General features: G+C 58.2%; 22 protein-coding genes. 10 read left to right on the forward strand and 12 right to left on the reverse strand.

The features are described from left to right. Positions 1-2 precede the first annotated feature (2 nt). From polA to AC2FH8_RS16580, 3 genes are all read right to left on the reverse strand, one after another. The gene (gene polA / locus AC2FH8_RS16570) at positions 3-2801 is read right to left on the reverse strand and encodes a DNA polymerase I (protein ID WP_496690281.1); all 2799 of its coding nucleotides are present in this window, start codon (positions 2799-2801) and stop codon (positions 3-5) included. Between the two features lie 70 nt (positions 2802-2871). Beyond that, positions 2872-3339 (reverse strand): hypothetical protein, encoded by a 468-nt coding sequence (locus tag AC2FH8_RS16575; protein ID WP_496690282.1) that lies wholly within the window; start codon positions 3337-3339, stop codon positions 2872-2874. 411 nt (positions 3340-3750) lie between these two features. Further along, on the reverse strand, positions 3751-3930 hold the full coding sequence (locus AC2FH8_RS16580) for a zinc-finger domain-containing protein (RefSeq protein WP_142638543.1): 180 nt from the start codon (positions 3928-3930) through the stop codon (positions 3751-3753). Between the two features lie 87 nt (positions 3931-4017). Here AC2FH8_RS16580 and AC2FH8_RS16585 point away from each other — a divergent pair, with 87 nt between their 5' ends. Continuing rightward, positions 4018-5010, forward strand: a complete 993-nt coding sequence (locus tag AC2FH8_RS16585; protein WP_496690303.1) for an ABC transporter ATP-binding protein — start codon at positions 4018-4020, stop codon at positions 5008-5010. Here the strand turns inward: AC2FH8_RS16585 and AC2FH8_RS16590 are convergent. After that, positions 5007-5474, reverse strand: a complete 468-nt coding sequence (locus AC2FH8_RS16590; protein WP_496690283.1) for a DUF1203 domain-containing protein — start codon at positions 5472-5474, stop codon at positions 5007-5009. The genes AC2FH8_RS16585 and AC2FH8_RS16590 overlap by 4 nt on opposite strands. A gap of 165 nt (positions 5475-5639) precedes the next feature. On the opposite strand from AC2FH8_RS16590, the gene AC2FH8_RS16595 reads away from it, so the two are divergent. Continuing rightward, positions 5640-6071, forward strand: a complete 432-nt coding sequence (locus tag AC2FH8_RS16595) for a group III truncated hemoglobin (RefSeq protein ID WP_281995734.1) — start codon at positions 5640-5642, stop codon at positions 6069-6071. A 112-nt stretch (positions 6072-6183) separates the two neighbouring features. Further along, on the forward strand, positions 6184-7122 hold the full coding sequence (locus tag AC2FH8_RS16600) for a DMT family transporter (protein WP_496690284.1): 939 nt from the start codon (positions 6184-6186) through the stop codon (positions 7120-7122). 53 nt (positions 7123-7175) lie between these two features. Here the strand turns inward: AC2FH8_RS16600 and AC2FH8_RS16605 are convergent, their stop codons facing one another. Then, positions 7176-8288 (reverse strand): S-(hydroxymethyl)glutathione dehydrogenase/class III alcohol dehydrogenase, encoded by a 1113-nt coding sequence (locus AC2FH8_RS16605; protein WP_142638535.1) that lies wholly within the window; start codon positions 8286-8288, stop codon positions 7176-7178. Positions 8289-8418: 130 nt separating this feature from the next. Here AC2FH8_RS16605 and AC2FH8_RS16610 point away from each other — a divergent pair, with 130 nt between their 5' ends. Next, entirely contained in the window at positions 8419-8706 is a 288-nt protein-coding gene (locus tag AC2FH8_RS16610) for an I78 family peptidase inhibitor (RefSeq protein ID WP_142638533.1), read from the forward strand. A gap of 34 nt (positions 8707-8740) precedes the next feature. Here the strand turns inward: AC2FH8_RS16610 and AC2FH8_RS16615 are convergent, their stop codons facing one another. Next, positions 8741-9466 carry an SDR family NAD(P)-dependent oxidoreductase gene (locus tag AC2FH8_RS16615; protein WP_142638532.1) on the reverse strand — a complete coding sequence of 242 codons (726 nt, stop codon included), beginning with the start codon at positions 9464-9466 and terminating at the stop codon, positions 8741-8743. A 178-nt stretch (positions 9467-9644) separates the two neighbouring features. On the opposite strand from AC2FH8_RS16615, the gene AC2FH8_RS16620 reads away from it, so the two are divergent. The 5 genes from AC2FH8_RS16620 to AC2FH8_RS16640 are packed head-to-tail and all read left to right on the forward strand — an operon-like array spanning position 9645 to position 13851. After that, positions 9645-10979 (forward strand): NAD(P)/FAD-dependent oxidoreductase, encoded by a 1335-nt coding sequence (locus tag AC2FH8_RS16620; protein ID WP_496690285.1) that lies wholly within the window; start codon positions 9645-9647, stop codon positions 10977-10979. Continuing rightward, positions 10930-11475, forward strand: a complete 546-nt coding sequence (locus AC2FH8_RS16625; protein ID WP_496690286.1) for a hypothetical protein — start codon at positions 10930-10932, stop codon at positions 11473-11475. Before AC2FH8_RS16620 ends, AC2FH8_RS16625 begins: the two co-directional genes overlap by 50 nt. After that, positions 11475-12698: an MFS transporter gene (locus AC2FH8_RS16630; RefSeq protein ID WP_496690287.1), complete on the forward strand. Its 1224-nt coding sequence runs from the start codon at positions 11475-11477 to the stop codon at positions 12696-12698. Before AC2FH8_RS16625 ends, AC2FH8_RS16630 begins: the two co-directional genes overlap by 1 nt. Next, positions 12695-13312: a DUF3833 domain-containing protein gene (locus AC2FH8_RS16635; protein ID WP_281995739.1), complete on the forward strand. Its 618-nt coding sequence runs from the start codon at positions 12695-12697 to the stop codon at positions 13310-13312. The genes AC2FH8_RS16630 and AC2FH8_RS16635 overlap by 4 nt, the downstream gene beginning before the upstream one ends. After that, positions 13309-13851, forward strand: coding sequence for a DUF3833 domain-containing protein (locus tag AC2FH8_RS16640; protein ID WP_142638524.1), 543 nt, complete (start codon positions 13309-13311; stop codon positions 13849-13851). The genes AC2FH8_RS16635 and AC2FH8_RS16640 overlap by 4 nt, the downstream gene beginning before the upstream one ends. A gap of 60 nt (positions 13852-13911) precedes the next feature. On the opposite strand, the gene AC2FH8_RS16645 is transcribed toward AC2FH8_RS16640, so the two are convergent. The 6 genes from AC2FH8_RS16645 to AC2FH8_RS16670 form a co-directional block, all read right to left on the reverse strand. Continuing rightward, the gene (locus tag AC2FH8_RS16645; protein WP_142638522.1) at positions 13912-14919 is read right to left on the reverse strand and encodes a porin; all 1008 of its coding nucleotides are present in this window, start codon (positions 14917-14919) and stop codon (positions 13912-13914) included. A gap of 442 nt (positions 14920-15361) precedes the next feature. After that, positions 15362-16495 (reverse strand): energy transducer TonB family protein, encoded by a 1134-nt coding sequence (locus AC2FH8_RS16650; RefSeq protein WP_496690288.1) that lies wholly within the window; start codon positions 16493-16495, stop codon positions 15362-15364. After that, positions 16492-16869, reverse strand: a complete 378-nt coding sequence (locus AC2FH8_RS16655; RefSeq protein ID WP_271951792.1) for an ExbD/TolR family protein — start codon at positions 16867-16869, stop codon at positions 16492-16494. Before AC2FH8_RS16655 ends, AC2FH8_RS16650 begins: the two co-directional genes overlap by 4 nt. 4 nt (positions 16870-16873) lie before the next feature. Then, the gene (locus AC2FH8_RS16660) at positions 16874-17239 is read right to left on the reverse strand and encodes a biopolymer transporter ExbD (RefSeq protein WP_246097257.1); all 366 of its coding nucleotides are present in this window, start codon (positions 17237-17239) and stop codon (positions 16874-16876) included. Next, entirely contained in the window at positions 17232-17897 is a 666-nt protein-coding gene (locus tag AC2FH8_RS16665; protein WP_271951788.1) for a MotA/TolQ/ExbB proton channel family protein, read from the reverse strand. The genes AC2FH8_RS16660 and AC2FH8_RS16665 overlap by 8 nt, the downstream gene beginning before the upstream one ends. Further along, the gene (locus tag AC2FH8_RS16670; protein ID WP_496690289.1) at positions 17894-18328 is read right to left on the reverse strand and encodes a hypothetical protein; all 435 of its coding nucleotides are present in this window, start codon (positions 18326-18328) and stop codon (positions 17894-17896) included. The genes AC2FH8_RS16665 and AC2FH8_RS16670 overlap by 4 nt, the downstream gene beginning before the upstream one ends. A gap of 448 nt (positions 18329-18776) precedes the next feature. On the opposite strand from AC2FH8_RS16670, the gene AC2FH8_RS16675 reads away from it, so the two are divergent. Then, positions 18777-21980, forward strand: coding sequence for an adenylate/guanylate cyclase domain-containing protein (locus AC2FH8_RS16675; RefSeq protein WP_496690290.1), 3204 nt, complete (start codon positions 18777-18779; stop codon positions 21978-21980). Positions 21981-21995 lie beyond the last annotated feature (15 nt).

Genomic DNA, 21995 nt, shown 5'->3' on the forward strand with positions numbered 1-21995 from the left:
CGCTAGTGCGCCTCGGCCCAATTCGCGCCCTGTCCCGCATCAACGTTGAGTTTCACATCCAGTTTCACTGCTGGGTCCGAAGCCCCCTCCATCACGTCGCGCGCCGCGTCGATCAGCGGGTCAACGGCGTCCTCGGCCACTTCGAACAGCAATTCGTCATGCACTTGCAGCAACATTTTCGCCGGCAACCCATGGATCGCATCCGGCATCCGCACCATGGCGCGTCGGATCACGTCGGCCGCGGTGCCTTGAATCGGAGCGTTGATCGCTGCCCGCCGCGAAAATCCCGCATGCGGCCCCTTGGCATTGATTTCGGGCGTATGGATTTTGCGCCCGAATAGGGTCTGCACATAGCCATTCTCTTTGGCAAAGGCGACGGTGTCGTCCATATAGGTCCGAATGCCGGGGAAGCGTTCGAAATAGCGGTCGATGAAGCCCTGCGCCTCGGCCCGTGGAATACGCAGGTTGCGCGCCAGACCAAAACCCGAGATGCCATAGATCACACCGAAGTTGATCGCCTTGGCCTGACGGCGAATATCCGGCGTCATCTCATCCAGCGGCACGTCGAACATTTCGGACGCAGTCATGGCGTGAATGTCCAGCCCATCGGTAAACGCCTGCTTCAAGGCCGGAATATCGGCAATATGCGCCAGAATGCGCAGCTCGATCTGGCTATAATCCAGGCTGACCAGCACATTTCCCGGCTCGGCAATGAACGCCTCGCGGATACGGCGGCCTTCTTCGGTGCGCACAGGGATGTTCTGCAGGTTCGGATCGGTCGAGGCCAAACGACCGGTGTTCGCCCCGGTGATCGAATAGGATGTATGTACCCGGCCCGTATCGGGGTTGATATGGGTCTGCAGCGCGTCCGTATAGGTCGATTTCAGTTTCGATAGCTGCCGCCAATCCAGCACCCGACGCGGCAATTCATGCTCGGTCGCCAGATCCTCAAGGATATCGGCCCCGGTTGAATATTTACCGGTCTTGCCCTTCTTGCCGCCTTCCAGACTCATCTTGTCGAACAGAATCTCGCCCAGCTGAGCGGGCGAGCCGACATTGAAGCTTTCACCAGCCAATTCGTGGATTTCAGCCTCTAACCCGGCCATTTTCTGGGCAAACGCGTTGGACATGCGGCTGAGGACATCGCGGTCAACCTTGATGCCATGCATCTCCATTTCGGCCAGAACCGGCACCAGAGGGCGCTCCAGCGTTTCATAGACGGTCGTTACCTGAACCTGATGCAGCTGAGGTTTGAACAGTCTCCACAGACGCAGCGTTATATCGGCGTCCTCGGCCGCATAGGCGGTCGCTTCATCAATCGGAACCTTGTCGAATGTGATCGCCGATTTGCCGGATCCCAACAGCGGTTTGATCGGAATCGGCGTGTGGTTCAGATAACGCTCGGACAGGGTGTCCATGCCATGCCCATGCTCGCCGCCATGCATCGCATAGGACATCAACATCGTGTCATCAATCGGCGCCACATCCACGCCATAGCGGGTAAAAATCTTGGCATCGTATTTCATGTTTTGCCCGATCTTGAGGATCGACGGGTCCTCTAACATCGGTTTTATCAGTGTTAGAGCCTGTTCAATCGGCATTTGCCCCTCGGCCAGAGCGTCCGAGCCGAACAGATCGTCGGTGGCGCTTTGACGATGGATCAATGGGATATAGCAGGCATCGCCCGCCTCAATGCAGAGCGAAATGCCGACCAGATCTGCGATCATCTCGTTCAGCCCAGTGGTCTCGGTGTCCACTGCAACCCAGCCACGCCCATATGCCTGGTCTATCCATTTCTGCAAAGCCCCCGCGTCGCGGACGCATTCATACTTCGACGCGTCGAATGGAATGTCTTCAGCCTCGGCCACATCTGCAACGGGCGCAGGCGCGTCTGCAATCACCGGTGCCTCGGCCCCCAGCTTGTCCGCTATGCGCTTGGTGAGGGTGCGGAACTCCATCTCAGCAAGAAAGCCCAGCAGAGTGTCCGGTTCAGGGTCTTGCACCTCAAGATCGTCTAAGGTGAAATCCAGCGGCGTATTCTCATCCAACTGCACCAGTCTTTTCGACAGCTCAATCTGGGCGCGTTTGTCGATCAGGGTCTGGCGGCGTTTGGGTTGTTTGATCTCTTCGGCGCGGTCCAGCAGGGTTTCCAGATCCCCAAATTCATTGATCAAAAGCGCCGCCGTCTTGATCCCAATGCCCGGAGCCCCCGGCACATTGTCCACGCTGTCCCCGGCCAGCGCCTGCACGTCCACCACACGTTCAGGCCCGACGCCGAATTTCTCGAACACGCCATCGCGGTCGATGCGTTTGTTCTTCATCGCATCCAGCATTTCGACCCCATCGCCGACCAGCTGCATCAGGTCCTTGTCGGAACTGACGATCGTGACGCGACCACCGGCCTCACGCGCCTGTATGGCAAGGGTGGCAATGATGTCGTCGGCCTCATAGCCCTCAAGCTCTTTGCAGGCGATATTAAAAGCGCGGGTCGCCTCGCGTGTCAGGGGCATCTGAGGGCGCAGATCCTCGGGCATGGCCTCGCGGTTGGCCTTGTAGAGGTCATACATGTCATTGCGGAACGTATGAGAGCCCTTGTCAAAAATCACCGCCACATGCGTCGGCGCGTCTGGCCCGGTGTTTCCTTCGACATATTTCTGCAGCATGTTGCAAAAGCCCGACACGGCCCCAATCGGCAACCCATCCGACTTCCGCGTCAGCGGCGGCAGCGCGTGATAGGCCCTGAAGATAAAGGCCGATCCGTCAATAAGATGAAGGTGACACCCTTTTCCGAAATTGCTCATGCGCGCGCTCCCTGTCGGTCAGGGATGGTTCTGCCACAGGGGCGCACGGGTGACCAGTACAGAAGGTGAACTATCCGCCGAACAGGCCGCCAAATACATCCGAAAAGCTGTTGAGCAGCGCCATAATGACCAGCACACCGAGGAAAGCGAAAAACGCAAAAGCAAAGAACTGAAACAGGATTGCGCCGATGCCGATTGCGATACCCGCAATGGCCGGGCGCAGTTTTTCGTGGCGCAGAATGCCTATGGCCGACAGGATGACGGCCAATCCTCCCAAAAGGGCTATGCCGATCTGCAGAAAGTCGTCCAGATCACGGACCCGGGCCACCGGCTCGGGTTGGTCCAGCCCGGCGGCCGAACGCAGGGTGGATTTTCCAAGCTCGGCTGCAAGCTCTCCCAAAGACACGCCAGTCGATTGTTGCGGTGCGAATGGCCCGGCCCAGAACAGGAACAGGGCGCCCAACAGGGCCATCGCGGAAACACTAAAACCAATCCATCCGAAGACCGGTTGGTTGGTATTTTGGATACTGGCGTCCATCAACACACTTCCTCCATTGAGCCGGCGCAAAGCTATCGTCAGAACACGACATTAGTTGGGCAGGTTAGACCTTGCCTGATTGGTTTATCAAGCAGGACAAAGTGATCGAGTAAGGCAATGGCATCCTTGTGCCGAAGTCTTCATTCGCAGCCCACAGCACCTCACCGGCCCAGACATGGCAGGTTCGCAGCGCGTTGAAACGCCCTCTGGCCTTAAAACTGATTTCGGTCGAAAAAACCCGGCACCCAGGAGGCCTGTAGATCGGCCCGCTGACCAGGTGATTTCGATCGTATCATCGCCCTGCGCCCGATTTCCCGATCCGATTAGAAGCATTCCGATAGCGGCGGCCAGACAATAGCCAACAGCTCCAATGATCAGGCAGAGGTCAAACCTGCCCGCGGCTTTGCACAATCAGGCGCTGGCCTCGTGCCCTTTTAAGACAAATTTGCAGTCGCAATAGGGGCACTCGACCCAGCCGGTGTCTTCGGGGATCTGTAACCAGACACGTGGGTGGCCTAATGCACCTTCGCCACCATCACAGGCGACACGAGAGGTTTCGACGATCTTGGTTTCCGGCGCTTCGATTGTCACGGCTGGCGATCCTTCACTGGTTGTCGGCCTCGCGGGCATGCATTAGGTGCGTTTATGAGCGATGAGCAAACCGGGGGCAAGAGCCACATGGACAATGCGGCAATCAGGATCGAAGGGCTGCGCAAGACCTATCGCGGCAGCAAGGGCCAGCCCGAAAAGCAGGCGCTGAGGGGCATCGACCTGACAATCCCGCGCGGTTCAGTCTTTGGATTGCTGGGGCCGAACGGGGCTGGGAAATCGACCCTGATCAACATTCTGGCCGGGTTGGTGGTGAAATCTGCAGGCCATGTGTCGATCTGGGGTCATGACCAAGACCGCAACCCGCGCCAATCTCGCGCTGCCATCGGCGTTATGCCGCAAGAGCTGAATCTGGACCCTTTCTTTACCCCGCGCGGTGCTTTGGAGGTTCAGGCTGGCCTATATGGTGTACCAAAGGCGCAGCGGCGCAGTGATGAAATCCTCGAACTGGTTGGCCTCAGCGACAAGGCCGAGGCCTATGCCCGCACCCTGTCCGGCGGTATGCGGCGCCGGTTGCTGTTGGCCAAGGCTTTGGTGCATAACCCCAAAGTGCTGGTTCTGGACGAACCCACAGCGGGCGTGGATATCGAGCTGCGCCAAATGCTCTGGGCCAACGTGCGCAAGCTGAACCAGCAGGGCATGACCATCATCCTGACGACGCATTACCTGGAAGAAGCACAGGAGATGTGCGACCAGATCGCCATCATCAACCATGGCGAAAAGATCGCACAGGACAGCACGGCAGACCTGCTGAGCCGCATGGATGGTCGGACGATGGTAATTATTCCGGATGGCCCCGTCACTGAACTGCCTGCGACCGAGGGAGTCGAGGCCACACTGCGCAACGATGGCAGCCTGGTGCTGCGCTATCGCAGTGCCCAGACCAGTGCCGAACAGGTTCTGGAATCCGTCAGGGCCGTGGGCATGCGTATCCGGGACGTTCGCACCGAAGAAGCAGATCTTGAGGATGTGTTCCTGGCCCTGACCTCGACCCGGGCGGGCGATGTCCCGGCAGCTGATCTTGATCAGCCGCGCCGGGGATTGCACCGGGTTAAGCTTTAGGCGCGGTCGATCCGCGCGTGATAGCAGTTATTCGACGCGGATCTGATGTGGATATAGGCGACATCCGCGCGGGCAAAGATATCCCCGGCAGCGTTTTGCAATTCCGCCTGCGGCGTAATGATCCCGGTGCCGTAAACAATCCTGTCGTCCGATCCGTACCCTTTAATCAGATAATTGGGTGAGGCGGTCAGCGCCTCGGGCAGGTTGGTGAGATCCTCATAGCGCTGACAAGGCTCTACACAAAGGTAAATCGGCCCGGTTTCAGCAAAAGGTTGTGTCGCTGGAAAGGGCCGGTGGGCCAGCACCAGCATTTCCTTTCCCTTGGGAATATAGGTCAGGCAATGACGGCAGGGATTTCCTTCCCCGTTCGATATCGCCCGTTCGGGCGGGTTGCCATAACCATCAGGCGCGCCTTGGCGATAGGCCTGAACCTGCGCGGTGGGGAGGGCAGATATTTTGTGCATGTTAGGTCTCCTTCTTTGTACAAAAGATGCCTGACCCGGCGAGGGGAACCGACCCGTTTCCTGCGCAAACGCTTCTTTGAGACAGCGCGACATATACGCGCCGTGGCTTGACAGCACGGGCTACAATCCGATCTGAACGGGGCGCAATTCAGTTTCGGAACGCCCATGTCCAAACCTACCCCTCCTGCCCGCCCAGGAATTCCTCCGAGGTTTCCCGCCACCGCTGAACAGATCATGTCGCAGGTGAGCGCATTCTACGCCCGCGTCCGGCAGGACGAGGCACTGGCGCCGGTCTTTGCAAACCATGTCAGCGACTGGCCCCCGCACGAGAACAAGATCGCCGCGTTCTGGCGCAACGCCATTCTGCATGAGCGTTGTTATGACGGAAATCCGCAGCGTATTCACATCGAAAGGCCCGATATCAGGCCCGAATTGTTCGATCATTGGCTGGACCTGTTCGAGGAGGTGGCCCATAGCACCCTGCCCGCAGAAACCGCGCTGCCCTGGGTGGCGCTGGCCCGGCGCATCGGCGTAGGGATGAAAGTGGGTGTACAATCCGCGCGCCAGCCAAAGGACGCGCCACCGATCCTGCGATGATCTCAGATCATGGCCGGTTGCCATGTTAGCGGTAAAATAAGGGCTATCAGACTCTGAAAAATGGGTTTATGCAACGGATGAACCCACCATTCCGCTGCCCAAGGCCAGACCGATGAGCACTCAAAACACCACCCTCAGGGGCCTTGGCTATGCGTTTCTGGGCTTTGCTGTCTTTGCCAGCCACGATGCGCTGATCAAGGTGCTGGGCGGAACCTATTCGGTGATGCAAATCATCTTTTTCGCCACGCTGTTTTCCTTTGTGCCGATGGCCGTGACAATCCTGACAGACCGCTCTACCGGCAACTTCCTTCCGCACCATCCCTGGCTGGTCCTGCTGCGGTCGGGGTTGATGGTCACAGGCATGTCCTGCGCATTTTATTCCTTTTCGGTCCTGCCTTTGGCCGAGGTATATTCACTCCTGTTCTCTTTCCCGCTGATCGTCACGGTCCTGTCGATCCCCATATTGGGCGAGGTGGTCCGCGCCCAGCGTTGGGCCGCGGTTGGCGTGGGCCTGATCGGCGTGTTGATCGTTCTGCGCCCGGGTACCACGGACATCACGCTAGGCCATCTGGCGGCGCTGACGGCCGCGTTCTGCAGCGCTTTCGCGTCAGTTTTGGTCCGTAAGATCGGCAATGAGGAACGCTCGGCCGTTCTGATCCTTTATCCGATGCTGCTGGCCATAGTGGTCATGAGCATCGCGCAACCGGCCGTTTATCAGCCTCCGTCCCTGTTGCATCTGGCCATGATGGCACTGGTCGGAGTGTTTTCTGTCATTGCCCAACACCTGATTATTCTGGCTTATCGTGCCGCGCCAGCGGGGGTCATCGCCCCCAGCCAATACAGCCAGATCATCTGGGCCACGATCTTTGGCATGGCGTTTTTCGGCGAAAAGCCAGACGGCTGGGTTGCCGTCGGCGCCAGCATCATCATCGCATCTGGTGTCTTCGTCGTCTGGCGCGAGAGCCGGTCGAACACCACCTCAGCCAACACCCCGGTTCTGCGGGTTCGCTCACCGCGTTCGGATACAGGGGCGACGCGACCAGGAGAATGACAAACGGCGCGCCAGAAGCGCGCCTTAACAACTTTTCCGTCTGGATTAGAGCCTTAGTAAACCACAACCGAGCGGATGCTTTCGCCCTTATGCATCAGGTCGAACCCATGGTTGATGTCGTCCAGTCCCATGGTGTGGGTGATCATCGGGTCGATCTCGATCTTACCTTCCATGTACCAATCGACGATCTTGGGCACATCCGTGCGGCCACGGGCGCCGCCAAAGGCCGTACCGCGCCAGGAACGACCGGTGACCAGCTGGAACGGGCGGGTCGAGATCTCGGCCCCAGCAGGTGCCACGCCGATGATGATCGATTCACCCCAGCCCTTATGTGCAGATTCCAGCGCCGTGCGCATCACGCCGACATTGCCCGTTGCGTCAAAGGTGTAATCTGCGCCGCCCTTGGTCAGATTGACCAGATAAGGCACCAGATCGCCTTCGACCTCGGACGGGTTCACGAAATCGGTCATACCGAACCGGGTGGCCATTTCCACCTTGGAGGGGTTCAGGTCGACGCCGACGATCTGGTCGGCCCCTGCCAGTCGCAGGCCCTGGATCACGTTCAGGCCGATGCCACCCAGACCAAAGACAATGGCGCGGCTGCCGATCTCGACCTTGGCGGTGTTGATCACCGCGCCGATGCCGGTGGTCACGCCGCAACCGATATAGCAGATCTTGTCGAAAGGCGCGTCCGGGCGCACTTTGGCAAGCGCGATTTCCGGCAGGACCGTGTGGTTGGCAAAGGTCGAGCAGCCCATGTAATGCAGGATCGGATCACCATCCAGCGTCGAGAACCGCGAGGTGCCATCGGGCATCAACCCTTGGCCCTGCGTCGAACGGATCGCCTGACACAGGTTGGTTTTGGGATGCAGGCAGTATTCACATTCGCGACACTCGGGGGTGTAAAGCGGGATCACGTGATCGCCCGGCTTCAGGCTGGTCACGCCCGGGCCGACCTCGACCACCACACCTGCGCCTTCATGGCCCAGAATGGCGGGGAACAGGCCTTCGGGGTCTGCACCCGACAGGGTGAATTCGTCGGTGTGGCAAATGCCGGTCGCCTTGATCTCGACCAGAACCTCGCCCGCCTTGGGGCCTTCGAGGTTCACATCCATCACTTCCAAAGGTTTGCCGGCCTGCACGGCGACGGCGGCACGGGTGCGCATGATGTACTTCTCCCAGTCAAATTTGGCCTGACCCTGCGTTAAATGCAGGATTTTTTCAACTGCGCTTTGATGGCAGCAATGCTAAATATTTGATATTACAGAAACGACATTGCCAGAAAAAGGAGCGCCAATGCGCCGTTTGACCCCTGTTTTGATTTTGCTGGTCGCATGTACGGAGTCGCCCGCTCCTGAGGACGCGCCACTGCCACTTGAACCCACTCCGGTAGATTTGGCCTTTTGCAAAGGAGAGCCAATTGCCGATGCGATTGGCAAGCCTGTATCGACCATTCAGTCGCAATTACCCGAACGGTCGCGCGTTTTAGGCCCCGATGACATCGCCACACAGGATTATCGCATCGACCGGCTGAACGTCTTTGTAAACGGCTCGGGGATCATACAGAGCCTGACCTGCGGTTAAGCCTGGCAGAAGCTCAAAACCCCAATGTTAGGGCCTATCTTCCGCGATATATCACCCAATCCGGCAAATAGCCTACAAGGCGGATCAGCCATGAAAACGGCGCTGGGAAGTCTGTGCGGAATCTGTGGCGGGACATTGCCCGAACCACATGCTGGGCCGCGCCCTGAGGCGTCATCAGCATCGGCATCCGGAAACTGTTCTTTTCGGTCAGGCGAGTCTTGATGAAGCCGGGATTTACGATCCGAACCGTGACGCCCGAACCCGCCAGATCATGCCGCATGGTTTCTGCCAGTGAAATCAAAGCCGCCTTGCTGGCACCATACCCGACTGCAGATGGCAGGCCATGATAGCCGGACAGCGACCCGATCAGCGTGATCTCCCCCTGCCCGGCCTTAACAAACCCAGGAAGTATTTCGCCCAGAACCCGCAAAGCGCCCTGAAAATTCACATCGGACATCCGAAGAGCGGCCTCGGTGTTCCACTCAGTGCTGCGCATCGGGTCATAAGCTCCGGCATTATAGATAAGGCCATCCACTTTTCCGGCAGCGGAAGCGGCACGTCGAACAGAGTCTAAATCAGCGACATCGCAACGAATGGCTTTTGAATTTGGCAGAATGCTGCAGATTTCATCCAGGCGTTTCGCGTTTCGCGCCGACAGGATCACCCGGGCGCCGCGATTGCTTAGAGCTTGCGCCAATGCACGACCCAGACCTTCGCTTGCGCCAACTATCCAATAAGTTTTCCCGTCAAAGCTGTTCATGCCGACCATTTCTGAATTGTGTTATTTCAATACGGTTACACGGCCAGTTTGGATCACCTTCGGTTGCTCGCGGTGAGGCCGCTAAATTGCAGCCGCACCTGAAAAACCCATGTCTTGAATGATCCAATCCTGCCCCTACTGCGTATTCAATATCAAAACGTCACGTAACGAGGCTATCATGTTCGACGAAACCCAAAGGGGTAGGAAAAAAATCGCCATAGTTGGCGCAGGCATTTCAGGCCTTTCAGCAGCTTATTATCTTTCCGAAAACAATGACGTGACACTCTTTGAGGCTGAACCCAGGCTTGGCGGGCATGCCCGCACGGTCATGGCGGGAAAAAATGGCGATCAGCCCGTCGATACCGGTTTTATCGTCTTCAACTATGCCACCTACCCTTACCTGACACGGTTGTTCGATACGCTGAACGTGCCTGTCGAAAAATCCGAGATGAGCTTTGGTGCGACCATCGACAACGGGCGCATCGAATACGGGCTGAACAACCTGCGCACTCTTACGGCGCAGAAACGCAACCTTGCGCGGCCGGCCTATTACAAGATGATCGCCGACATCCTGCGTTTTGGCAGAGAGGCCCCGGACGCAGCCAAGGACGATGACACAACGATCGGAGAGCTGGTTGATCAGTTGCGGTTGGGGCACTGGTTTCGGCACAATTACCTGATGCCCATGTGCGGGGCGATCTGGTCGACCCCGGTTGAATTTGTGGATCAATTCCCGGCGCGGTCGCTGGTGCAGTTCTTTCGCAATCACGCTCTGCTGGCCAATGGCCGCGCCAATCAGCACCAATGGTACACGGTCAAGGGCGGCAGCATTGAATATGTCCGCCGGATTGACGCCACCCTGCGTGCCCGCGGGGCCGAAATACGTCTGGCCAGCCCCGTTCAGAGGGTGCAGCGCAATGAGATAGGCGTGACCGTTCACAGCCAAGGCCAGTCGGATCAGTATGATGAGATCATTCTGGCCACCCACTCGGATCAATCCCTTGCCATTCTGGGCCAGGATGCCACCCCAGCCGAAGCAGCCGCGCTTGGCGCGATCCGGTATCAGCCCAACACGGCCATCCTGCATTGCGATCCGTCGCAGATGCCCAAACGCCGGGCCTGCTGGTCCAGCTGGACCTATCGCTCGCAGGCCGGGAATGTCGGGGTGACCTATTGGATGAACCGGCTGCAGAATATTCCCGACAGTGACCCGCTGTTTGTGACGCTGAACGCCTCATCCGAGATCGCCGCCGACAAGATCTATGATAAGGTCGAATTCGCCCATCCGGTTTTTGACAAGGCCGCACTTTGGGCACAGGGGCAAATCCGCGAGATGCAGGGACAGAACCGCACCTGGTTTGCGGGCGCCTATAACCGGCACGGGTTTCACGAAGACGGGATTGCCAGCGCCATGCATGTCGTCGAGCGGATCACTGGCGGCCCGCAAACCATCGGAGCAGACAATGGCACCCCCGAACAGATCGCGGCCATCCCTGTTGCGGCCGATCTTTGAGCTGTTGCGCCAGGCCATTCTGGCGCTGGCGATGGTGCTGCCCTGCGGTTTAGCGGCGTCACCTTTGGCTGAACGGTTGGGCGATCCGCAGGTTCTGGGCAGCTCTACGTTCCGGTTCCTGGGTTTGCCGGTTTACGATGCCAGGCTTTATACGCCCGGCGGCGCGCCGTTTAACTGGAATCAAGAGTTCGGACTGAAACTGACATACCGCAGATCCATCGCGCAGAAGGCTCTGATCAAGTCGACGCTTGACGAAATGGTGCGACAGGGCAACCCGCCTCCAACCGCCGATCAGTTGCAGGCCTGTTTTCAGGCCGTCAGCAAAGGCGACAGCTATTTGGCAATCTCGAAGGGGCCGGACAAGATCGGGTTCTGGCGCAATGGCAGCAGAACCTGCACCTTGTCGAGCCCGGGCATCACGCGCGCATTCATGTCGATCTTTCTTGGCAGCAACACCAGATCGGCCAACTTTACCCGGCAGTTGAAGGGTCAGTGATGCTGTATCCCCGGGTCAGTCTCTATGCGTTGATGCTCGCCGCTGCAGGCATCCCGCTTTACATTCACCTGCCGCGTTTTGCGGCGGTCAATCTGGGTATTGGCCTTGGGGTGATCGGCGCCGTCCTGTTGCTGATCCGTTTGGTTGACCTTGTGCAGGATCCCCTGATTGGCTGGGCGATTGACCGGTGGCCTGGTGGCCAGCTTTTGTTTGCTGCCCTCGCCGCACTTGGGCTGGCGGTTGGCTTCCCGCTGCTGTTCACTCTGTCTGAGGGCGCGTCCGTTGCCAGTTTGGTGGCCATCCTTATCCTGCTGTTTTCAGCCTACAGCCTGGGAACCATCCTGCTCTATGGCCGCAGCGCCACGTTGGCCAAAACGCCCACCCCGTCCGAGCTGATGACACTCGCCGCCTATCGCGAGGGCGGGCAGCTAACCGGCGTGATACTTGCCGCAAGTGCCCCCGCGCTGTTTGTCGCCTTTGGCGCGCAGGCGCAGGGCTATCCTGCGTTCGGGCTGTTTTTGGGCCTCATCGCCATTCTGACCTTTGTCCTGACGGCCCCGATCTGGCGACGCGCGCCGATAACCGGACAAGCCCTGACCTTTTCCGGGCTCGGCGATGCCGGTGCGCTGCGCCTGCTGGTTCTTGCGCTGATCAACAGCTTGCCGGTCGCCATCACCTCGACTCTGTTTCTGTTTTTTGTCGAAGACCGGCTGCAACTGCCAGGCATGGCAGGACCGCTGTTGATCTTGTTCTTCCTCAGCGCGGGGGCAAGCGTGCCCCTTTGGGCGCGGCTCAGCAATCGGATTGGCCCGAAACAGACCCTAATGATCGCCATGCCGCTGTCGATTGCGGCCTTTGTCAGCGCCGCGACGCTGTCAACCGGCAGCCTAGCCGGGTTCGCCCTGATCTGCATTGCATCGGGCGCCGCACTTGGGGCGGATATGGTGGTGCTGCCGGCCATGTTCTCGGTCGCTCTGACACGCGCAGGTCTGAACGCATCCGCCGCATTCGGCATCTGGTCCTTCGCGGGCAAGCTGGGGCTGGCCCTGGCGGCCTTCTTCACCCTGCCATTGCTGGAACGCAGCGGATTCACTCCGGGACAGGCAAATTCAGCCGAGGCGCTGCAAACGCTCAACCTCGCCTATGCCATTTTGCCCTGCATCCTGAAACTCGGCGCGTTTGGAATGGTCCTGACGCTGCCAACTGAGGTCTCAGCCAAATGAAACTACTTGCCATTGCCCTGCTCATCATCTTCGCCCTGTCCATCGCAAAAGGGCGCTATCTCAGCTTTCGGGCCCAATCGCCTGAGGATTACAGCGGCACCGGCCCCGCGTTTAAGATGACGGAAAACCTGAACGGGGAGATCCTGTCCGAAGGGCTGATCTATGGCCCCGACGGTAAGATGTCGAACAGCTTTGTCGCCCGTATGGTCGGGGAATGGGACGGCAACACAGGCACTCTGACCGAGAATTTCACCTATTCCAACGGCAAGAAGATGGCCCGCAAATGGTATCTGACTCTGGGCACAGGAAACACATTCATCGCGACAGCAGATGACATCGTGGGCGAAGGGCGCGGCACGGTCTCGGGCTCGACCGTAAAGCTGACCTACAAGATCATCCTGCCCGAGGACGCAGGGGGACACACGCTGGACGTAACCGACTGGATGTACCTGACGGAAAGTGGCGTGATCATGAACCGGTCCGAGATGCGAAAGTTCGGCATCAAAGTCGCCGAGCTGATAGCCACCATGCGCCCGGCGCCCTCCACCAAATCGACCTATCTGGACCGGGCGAATGGCCATGACACCGCCGCTGAAACACGGGTGCTGCAATGAAACCACGTCGTCTTGTCATCGCGGGCCTTGCTGTTCTGGGGCTGACCGTTCTGGCTGCCTGCTCCGCGAAACCCCGAACCCCCAAGACCTTTTTGTCCGATCGGCAGTTGAACCTGGAAGAGTTCTTTGAGGGTCAGACTGTGGCCTATGGTCAATTTCAGGATGTTCTGGGCAATGTGCCACGCCGGTTCACTGTTGATATCAATGGTACATGGGATGGCGAGACGCTGACCCTGATCGAGGATTTCGTTTATGACGACGGCGCAACCGAGCAGCGCGTCTGGACCCTGACCAAAACCGGCGAGGATACCTGGACCGGCACAGCCCCCGGCGTGCTGGGCACCGCCAGCGGGATCGAGCGTGGCGATACCTTCAACTGGACCTACAAGATCGACCTGCCCGTCAAGGATGGGACCATGCGGGTCGATTTCGATGACTGGATGTGGCTGCTGAGCGATGACCGGCTGCTGAACCGGGCCTATGTCTCGCGCTATGGCATCCGGCTGGGTGAAGTCATTTTGTTCTTTGAAAAGAAATAGTCAGACAGAAAAAGGGCGGACCCGAAGGCCCGCCCTTAGATCAATATGGTTCAGATCAGCTTAGAAGTTGAACTGAGCACCAAAGTCGGCACGGATCTTGCCGTCGTCATCGCCGTCTTTGATCTCGCCAACTGCACCACGCAGCGATACACCGCCGCCCAGGTCATAGATGGCGCCAACACCGATGTTGCGGGTGTCGTCGTCAGCCGAACCGTCACCGTAAACCAGCTGCAGCGTGGTTGCCGCACCCAGATCATAGGCGACCGAGAAACCATAAGCGGTGCCGTCTTCGGCGTCGTTGTTGACGTCATCGTCAGCAACGAACAGGGTGCCGTAGAAATCGCCCAGTTCTGCACCCAGGGTCAGAACAGTCAGGCTTTCCTTGTCAACGCCTGCGCCTTCATCAGTTTCACCATATGCCAGCGAGGCGGTGAAGTTGTTGAAGGTGTAAGTTGCGCTTACGTCCCAGCGATCACGGTCGTCAGTGATGCCTGCGCCCAGGAATTTCGTGTCCTGGTCATAGGATGCCGAGAATGCCAGATCGCCAACGGTGTAGCGGAAGAACACAGCATTCGCGCCCGTGCCGGTTGAGCTGTATTCTAGGAAGGAATAGTTCACGCCCGAATACTGACCCAGGAATTCTTCCAGGCCCGGCTCGGTACCGAAGTAGTCATCCAGGTTGTCGAACGAACCCGAAACGTTACCGGCGTCAACACGCAGGCCGCCATAGATAACCGAGAAACGGGCGCCATTCAGGCCAGCTTCGTTCTGCTCGCCGGTGCTTGAATCGTCATCCGCCTGCAGACGAACACGGCCCTGGAATTCAACGCCGCCATCTGTTTCGGCACTGGCGTCGATGTTCAGACGAAAACGCGACACCAAAATGGTATCGTCGGTCGAGGCGTTGTTCGAATTGACCGCACCAGACGCGGTCGTTGTGGTGGTGGTTGCTGAACGGTCTTCTTCATAGCCCAGACCAAAGCGGCCATAGCCGCTGAATTTGACTTCCGCGGCAGCAACACTGGCGGTTGCAATCAGCGCGGTCGATGCGATGAGTACGTTTTTCATGGTTAATCCATAAGTTTTGAGAGGAGTAGTGCCACCGAAGCGGCGGCTAAATTCGTCGAATAATTTCAACATGGGCACAATAGCGAGACGGGATTTTCCACGCCCTCTGCCTGCAACGGTGTTGCCACTTTGCACCGGGCAAAAAGGCCGCAGGGCGTAGATATTCAAGCTTTTCGAGCACTTTGTTCGCTCATTGGAAACGTTACAAAAATTTGAACGCAAAAAAGCCAGACCACCTCTTTAAACCGGGAATTATTGACAGGTCGCATGATTCAGGGATTCTCGGTCCCTACCCCTGTTGTGACTGCAGCCCAATTTCAGGTGAGTCGCAATCTGAGAGTCCGCATTCCGGGAATTGCCACGCCCAAGAGCACGCCCAGTCACACAGCATAATGCCCAGCCGCGCTTCGGGTCGGATGCGATCCTGCTACGGCACCATATGCTAGTTGCTGTTATAGAAAAATGACAGGCTGCGGCTGACACCGCCAGGGGGCAACGGGAAAGGTGACGCCGCACGAACCTGCGCCTTGGCAGCGCGGTCGACTTCGGGGGATCCAGAGCTGTCGACCACATCGACAAAGGCCAAGGTGCCATCCGGGTTGATCTGAAAAAAGACTTGAGCGAAACCGCGTGCCGAAACATAGACCAAAGGCGCCCGGTTCAGATGCATGAGCACACGGCCAGCATAGTTGGTTTTGGTGGAATTGCCTGGCCCCCTTCCCCCTGAACCTGCACTGGTGTTGCCGCGTGTGAACGGGTCAATTCCCGCGCGTTTGTACTGCGACAGCGGGGATTCGACTTCTTTCTCTGGGAACCGCAGATCACTGAAATCGTTGGAGCCCGGCAAGACGCCCTGCGGTTTGGAACTAGGTCGTTGATCCGGTAGCTTCGGACGCACCGAAGAGGTTAGTGCCGTCGCTGTCTCTTCTTCCGCCTCAGGTTCGGGTTCGGGCTCGACAAGTGGGATGTTGACGTCGGGTATGTCAGCTATCAGCGGTATGTCGGGAACCGGCGATGGCTCGGGCGTGGGAACTTCGGCCGGGGCCGGGTCAACCGCTGCCTGTTCTTCGGCTTGCACCGGGCTGGCCTCGGGCACTCCTTCGGGTGTTTCGGCCTGCTCATTGGGTTCGGCCTGAGGCGTGGAATCTTCGTCCTGGCTGGCGGCTTCATTTGCGTCCGAAGGTGTCTCAGACGTGGTTTCCGACGGCTCAACCGTTTCCGTCACAACCGGGCGCACGATTTCGGACTTGCCCAGATCGGGTGAAGGGACCTGCTGAGGGTTATCAGAGGCGACCAATGCTTCGCTAACCGGCACTTCTTCGGGTTCGGGTGCCGGTTCGGGCTCCAGCGGCTCTTCCGGTTCCGGTTCGGATTCGGGGGCGGGCTCGGGCTCAACCGGGTCCGCAACGACATCGGCAATCTCTTCGAACTCATTGCCCAGCGCGATGGCATCGGCCGGGCCTGCAGGTTCCGTGGTTTCAGTCAGACGGGGCGCCGTCACGCTCAACCCGACTAAGTGAATTAACAGGGACACCAGGACCGCAATAGCCGCAATGACAACCGAGCGTCTGATCATTCCAGCGCCTTTTCGGTCACTACAAAGACCGACGTCGCCCCCAACCGCCGCAGAGTCCCCGTCACCTCGATCAGCCGGTGGCCGGGTGCATCCCGGTCAGGCACGATCCGCACCGGCGCGGGGTCGCGGCCGGTCATATAGGCTTCGGGGGTCATCGGCTGGCCCCGAAAGCTGAGCAATCCGTTCTTGTGCAGAACCAACGCGTCGGGGGGCTCACTGCCCTCCAGTTCCGACGTATCCACAAGTTGCAGATCCGGATCCAGCGGCGGCGCGATGGTTCCGGTGATCAAAAAGAAGATCAGCATCAGAAACACGACATTGATTAAAGCAATGGTCGAATCGCGTTTGCGGCGGGGTCGAATATTGCGGATCATCGCCTCACTCCAACACCAGAACGCTCAACCCGTCGCGCCCACGCAGCCGCACCAGCAGATTGACCAGCCTTTGCGAGGTTGTATCGGGGTCAAGGCTGACCAGGACTTGCCCGGTGTTCACCTGCTCGACCACCTCGTCCAATGTGACCGGAACGCCGTTCAGGATCAGGCGCTCTGATCCCAGCTGCAGAAACACCCGCTGACCCGTAACTTCGTCGGTCGAGGCGCCGCCGGTCGCACTGCTCAATTCGATCTCGGCATATTTCGAGAAGGTCGAAGTCAGCATGAAGAAAAGCAACAAAAGGAAAATGATGTCGATGAGCGGCGTCATCGACATTGGCCGTCGCACAAATGGTGCCCGATTACGCATGATCTGCTGTCGTTGGGACAGCGGCCATCTGGGCAGGGTCTGACGATCCCCGCCCCGGAACAAGAACGGTCCTCAAGGCCTTGTCGGCGAAAACCCGTTCGCGCGCAGTGCGGCTTTCGAACCAGGACAGAACCATCGAGGTCGGCATCGCCACGGCCAGACCAACCGCTGTGGTGACCAGCGCTACCCAGATACCGCCCGCAAGCAGCGAGGGATCAACCGACGATCCGGCAGTCTGAAGGCTCTGGAACGCTTCGATCATGCCAAGGACGGTGCCGAACAGGCCCAGCAGAGGCGCCAGCTGTGCCACGGTGTCCAGCAGGCGAAAGCCGCGTTCAAGGCCCGCCAAGGCCAACCCGGCCTCGGCATCCAGCCTTTGGTCCAGCCCGGGCATGATGGGCGCATCCATGGCAGTGCTGACTAGCGGCGCAAGATAACTGCGGCTTTCCGCCAGCTTGGCCCTTGCGGCTTGCGTGTCACCTGCATCCCAGGCCGCAAGCGCCTGGGACAGGATCTTGTGCCGACCGACACCGGAAACGGTGAACTGCCAAAGCTTGTACAGCGTGACGGCCAGCGTCACGATCGACATGGCGATCAGGACCGCAACCACCGGCCCGCCAAGGGCAACAATTTCACGCAAAGCATCAAGCGGGCTCATCTGAGAAACTCCACATCTGTTCGGTTGTTTAGCGTAAGGGCTTCGTCGCAAAGATCGCTTTCGGCGCCTTCGACCGTACATGTATTGGATCCATTGATCAGAATCCGGCCGACATTGCCGCAGCTCATGTCCACGATGGTGAACTGCCGCACCCGCATACGTCCCGCAGGAATATCGCGGAATTTATACAGCGTCAGGCTGACAACATTGCCCTGAGCGTCAAAAACAACGGCTTCATAACTGGCGGCCTCAATCTCGGCACCGGTCTGATTTTGCAACAGAAATGACAATCGGCAGTTGCCATCGACCTGTTGCAAATTGTTCAGTTCCATCAACAGCCCAGCGCTTGGGTCCTCGGCGGATTGCGCAAGGGACATGGTTGGAATGCCAAGACAAAGGATCGCTAGTTTCGCCAGGCGGAAAGACGTCACAGGTATTCTCCCGGTAATTCAATGAAGACATCGAAGGCCGGCGTTTCGGTGCTGGCGCGTTATTCTTTTATCCAAGAGCTATGGCCCGCGAAAGGGCTCGCGACGCATTTGTGACCAACCGGCATATTTACGGCCATCCGGTCAGACCACTGGTTTCCGGCCGGATTAACCTGAACCCCTGAGGCCTTGTACCTGGTGCCAATTAACCTCGGACCGACCGAAATTGCGTCTGAGTGGTGCGACCACACCGGGCTGGTTCCGATTTGACAACAAAACCATTCATTTGGGAGGCTTGACCGCAATATCATAGCAATTCGGCCTGACATCTGCCACACTTGTTACCAAATTGGTCTGATACCACGTCAATCTTTTGGATTCGGCGCGATATTGACGCGAAAGAGGCATGCAACGATGTGCCGAAGAAGTACCAGGGGGCAAGCGCTGATCAATGACGACTGTCATCGGGAAATCCACACGCCTTTCAACTATTCTGCAAAACGCCGATCTACATGACTTCAGCGCGCGGTTTCTCGAAGAAGGGATAGACGACGTAATATTGGACGAATTGACAGACCCGGAACTTCGAGATCTGGGTTTGACTGTCGGTCAAAGGAAACGTTTTCGGCAAACACAGGCAGAACTGAAGCTTCAGGAAGCGTCCGACAAACCCGCAATGTCCCGTGTGGCCGAACGGCGACAGCTGACGCTTGTATTCTGTGATCTGGTCGGGTCCACGCAATTAGCACAGCGGCATGATCCGGAAGAGCTGATGCAGATCATGAATCTGTATCTGGACACCGCCATCGGCACGATGAAACAACACGGATGCCACCTGGCTTATAAGCAGGGCGATGGCATCATGATGTATTTCGGATATCCGAAAGCCACTGAAGATGATACCGAGCGCGCGGTGCGTGCGGTTTTGGAAACCATCGAAGCGGTTCAGAATCTGGAAAACAAGTTCGGTGAAAACCTGGACCTGCGCGCGGGAATCGCAACCGGAGTTGTCGTTGTCGGGGTTGTTTCCTCTGCCAGTCTGGGAACACAGGATTTCATTGTTGGCGAAACGGCCAACCTTGCCTCACGCCTTCAGGGATTGGCCAATCCCGGTGAAGTTGTCGTCTCGTCCGAGACATGGCGCCTGACAAAAGGGGCCTTCAACTTTGAACCGCGCGGCAATCACGAATTGAAGGGATTTGATGGTGAGCGCTCGGTCTTCCGCGTTATTGACGAAAAGATCGCCGCCAGCCGGTTCGACGCGCGCACCGGCAAGTCCACGGTCAAATTGGTTGCCCGCGAAGACGACCTGACCGACCTGACAGGGCTTTGGGATCATGTGCTCCGCGGATCGGGTCAGGTTGCGCTGGTTGGTGGCCCGGCTGGTATCGGGAAATCGCGCCTGATCAATTCCCTCAGCAAAACGCTGGGACAAAGGCCTATGACCCTGCAATGTGTCCCGCATCTTGCCAGTTTGCCCCTGCACCCGCTGCGTGCCGAGCTTCGACGGTTTGCAGGGGATGAGACTGATACCGACAAGGTAACCGAGTCGATCAGGGAATACGCGAAAAACGCCTCTCGTTTGACCGAAGAAGATGCTGCGCTGCTATTGGATTTGGCCGGGTTTGAAACTGACGCTCCGGTCGAACCCGATCCGATCAAGAAAGCCCGCAAATCTTTGGATTTGCTGATCCGCTGTGCCGGGAGCATCTGCGATGAACGCGGGTCATTGCTGTTGGTATTCGAAGATGTGCACTGGGCGGACGCAACCACGCTGGATGCCTTGGACGCGCTGATCGACGCCTTGGATCAGTTGCCCATCCTTGTGGTTCTGACGCACCGCCCTGAATACGAGCCTCCGGAACATTTTGAAGGCCGCGCGTCAATCGTCGAATTGACACCTCTTTCGGTTCTCGAAGCGTCTGAACTGGTGCGCCGTGTTGCCGTACCGCGCAGCCTGCCGGTCACTTTGGTCAGACAGATTGTCGAAAAAGCCGATGGTGTACCGCTTTATATCGAGGAAATGACCAAGGCGGTTCTGGATCAACTGCCGCAGGACGTGCCCATCGACGCCGGGGTAATGGGAACCCTCAGTATCCCCGCAACTCTTCATGACTCGCTGATGTCGCGGCTGGACCGGATGGAAAATGCGCGACCTGTAGCGCAGTTGGGATCCGTGATTGGCCGCAGCTTCACGTCGGCGATGATCCATGCGGTAGCGCCCAAGGAAACGGATGTGGAATCGGCATTGATCCAACTGATCGGTGCAGGTCTGGTATCCATCACCAGCGAAGCCGGGGCGCCGACTTACACGTTCCACCATGCGCTGGTGCAGGACACAGCGTACCAGTCGCTTTTACTTGAAGACAGGGAACAGATTCACCTGAAAATCGCCAAAGAATTGCTGGCCGGTCACAAGGCTTTTGGTAACCCGACACCGGATACCGTGGCGCATCACTGCGATCTAGGCGGTCTTAAGGGCGAGGCTGTTACCCACTGGGTTCTGGCGGGTGAACAGGCCCTCAGCCGCCTTGCGAACCTACCGGCGATTGCCGCTTTTCAGGCCGCATTGCGCAATATCGAAACGATGCCCGGCGGTCCCGAACGAGATGGAGTAGAGCTTGGCGTCCAGATGAATGTGTTGCCTGCGTTCATGGCGATACACGGTTGGTCATCCACACAGGTTGGGCAGACCGCAGCCCGTGCGATGCATCTTGCACAGGCGCTGGGTGCGGGCGAAACCCTGTTTGCCGCGACCTTCTGCCGATGGACGCATTTCTTTGTGTCGGGCCAGATGAACCGCGCACTTGAGATGGCGCAGGCCCTTGACGGCATGGCCAGCCTTGCACCGGATCCGGTTACAAACGTCCTTGCTGCTCGGGCGCTCAGCTATACTCATTATTTCCGCGGCGAGTTTGCCGATTGCGAAAGACAGCTTGAACGGGGCCTTGCCCTGATCACGCCCGAGCTTGACATGGCCATGATGCCGATGACCCAGTCCTCGACCAGCGCGTCGTTCTTTGCCATTCAGGGCTGTCTTCTGTGGCAGCTTGGCAAATTCGACGAGGCCGAAGAGGCCCGCTTGAAGTCGATCGAAATCAGCAAGCCGTTCGAACACGCCCCCAACCTTGTTTACATTATGGGCGCGTCGTCGATGTTCCTTCCGTATGCGGGCGAATGGGACTTGCTGGACGATACGATGAACGAAGCGCGTCGGATCGCGGACGAAGAAGGGTTCCTGTATCTTCACGCAATGCAGGATATCTATCTGGGTCTGGCTCAGGCGGGCAAAGGTGACGTGATCGGGGGGGCTGCTCGTGTCGGGACCTATATGGACCTTGTGTCCCAGGCTGGCGGCAACTTTACCTTCCCGCAAAACCAGATTGTCCTGTCGGAGCTGTTGATCGATCAGGGTCATATCGAGGATGCCCTGAACCGGCTTGAACATGTTTGCACGCCCGGGTGGGAGCGTGGAGAGATGCTGAACAAGCCGGAATATCACCGTGTGCGCGCCAAAGCATTGGCCGCCCGTGGCGACCTTGACCAAGCTGTCACTGAGGCAAATCAAGCCTTGCAGCTTGCACATGACATCGGGGCAGTTGTTCAAGAGAAACGCGCTCTGGATTGCCTGAACAAATTTGCTAAAACGTTATGAAATTAGATAGCTGCC

It is taken from the genome of Ruegeria sp. CDSC025, from assembly GCF_059610805.1.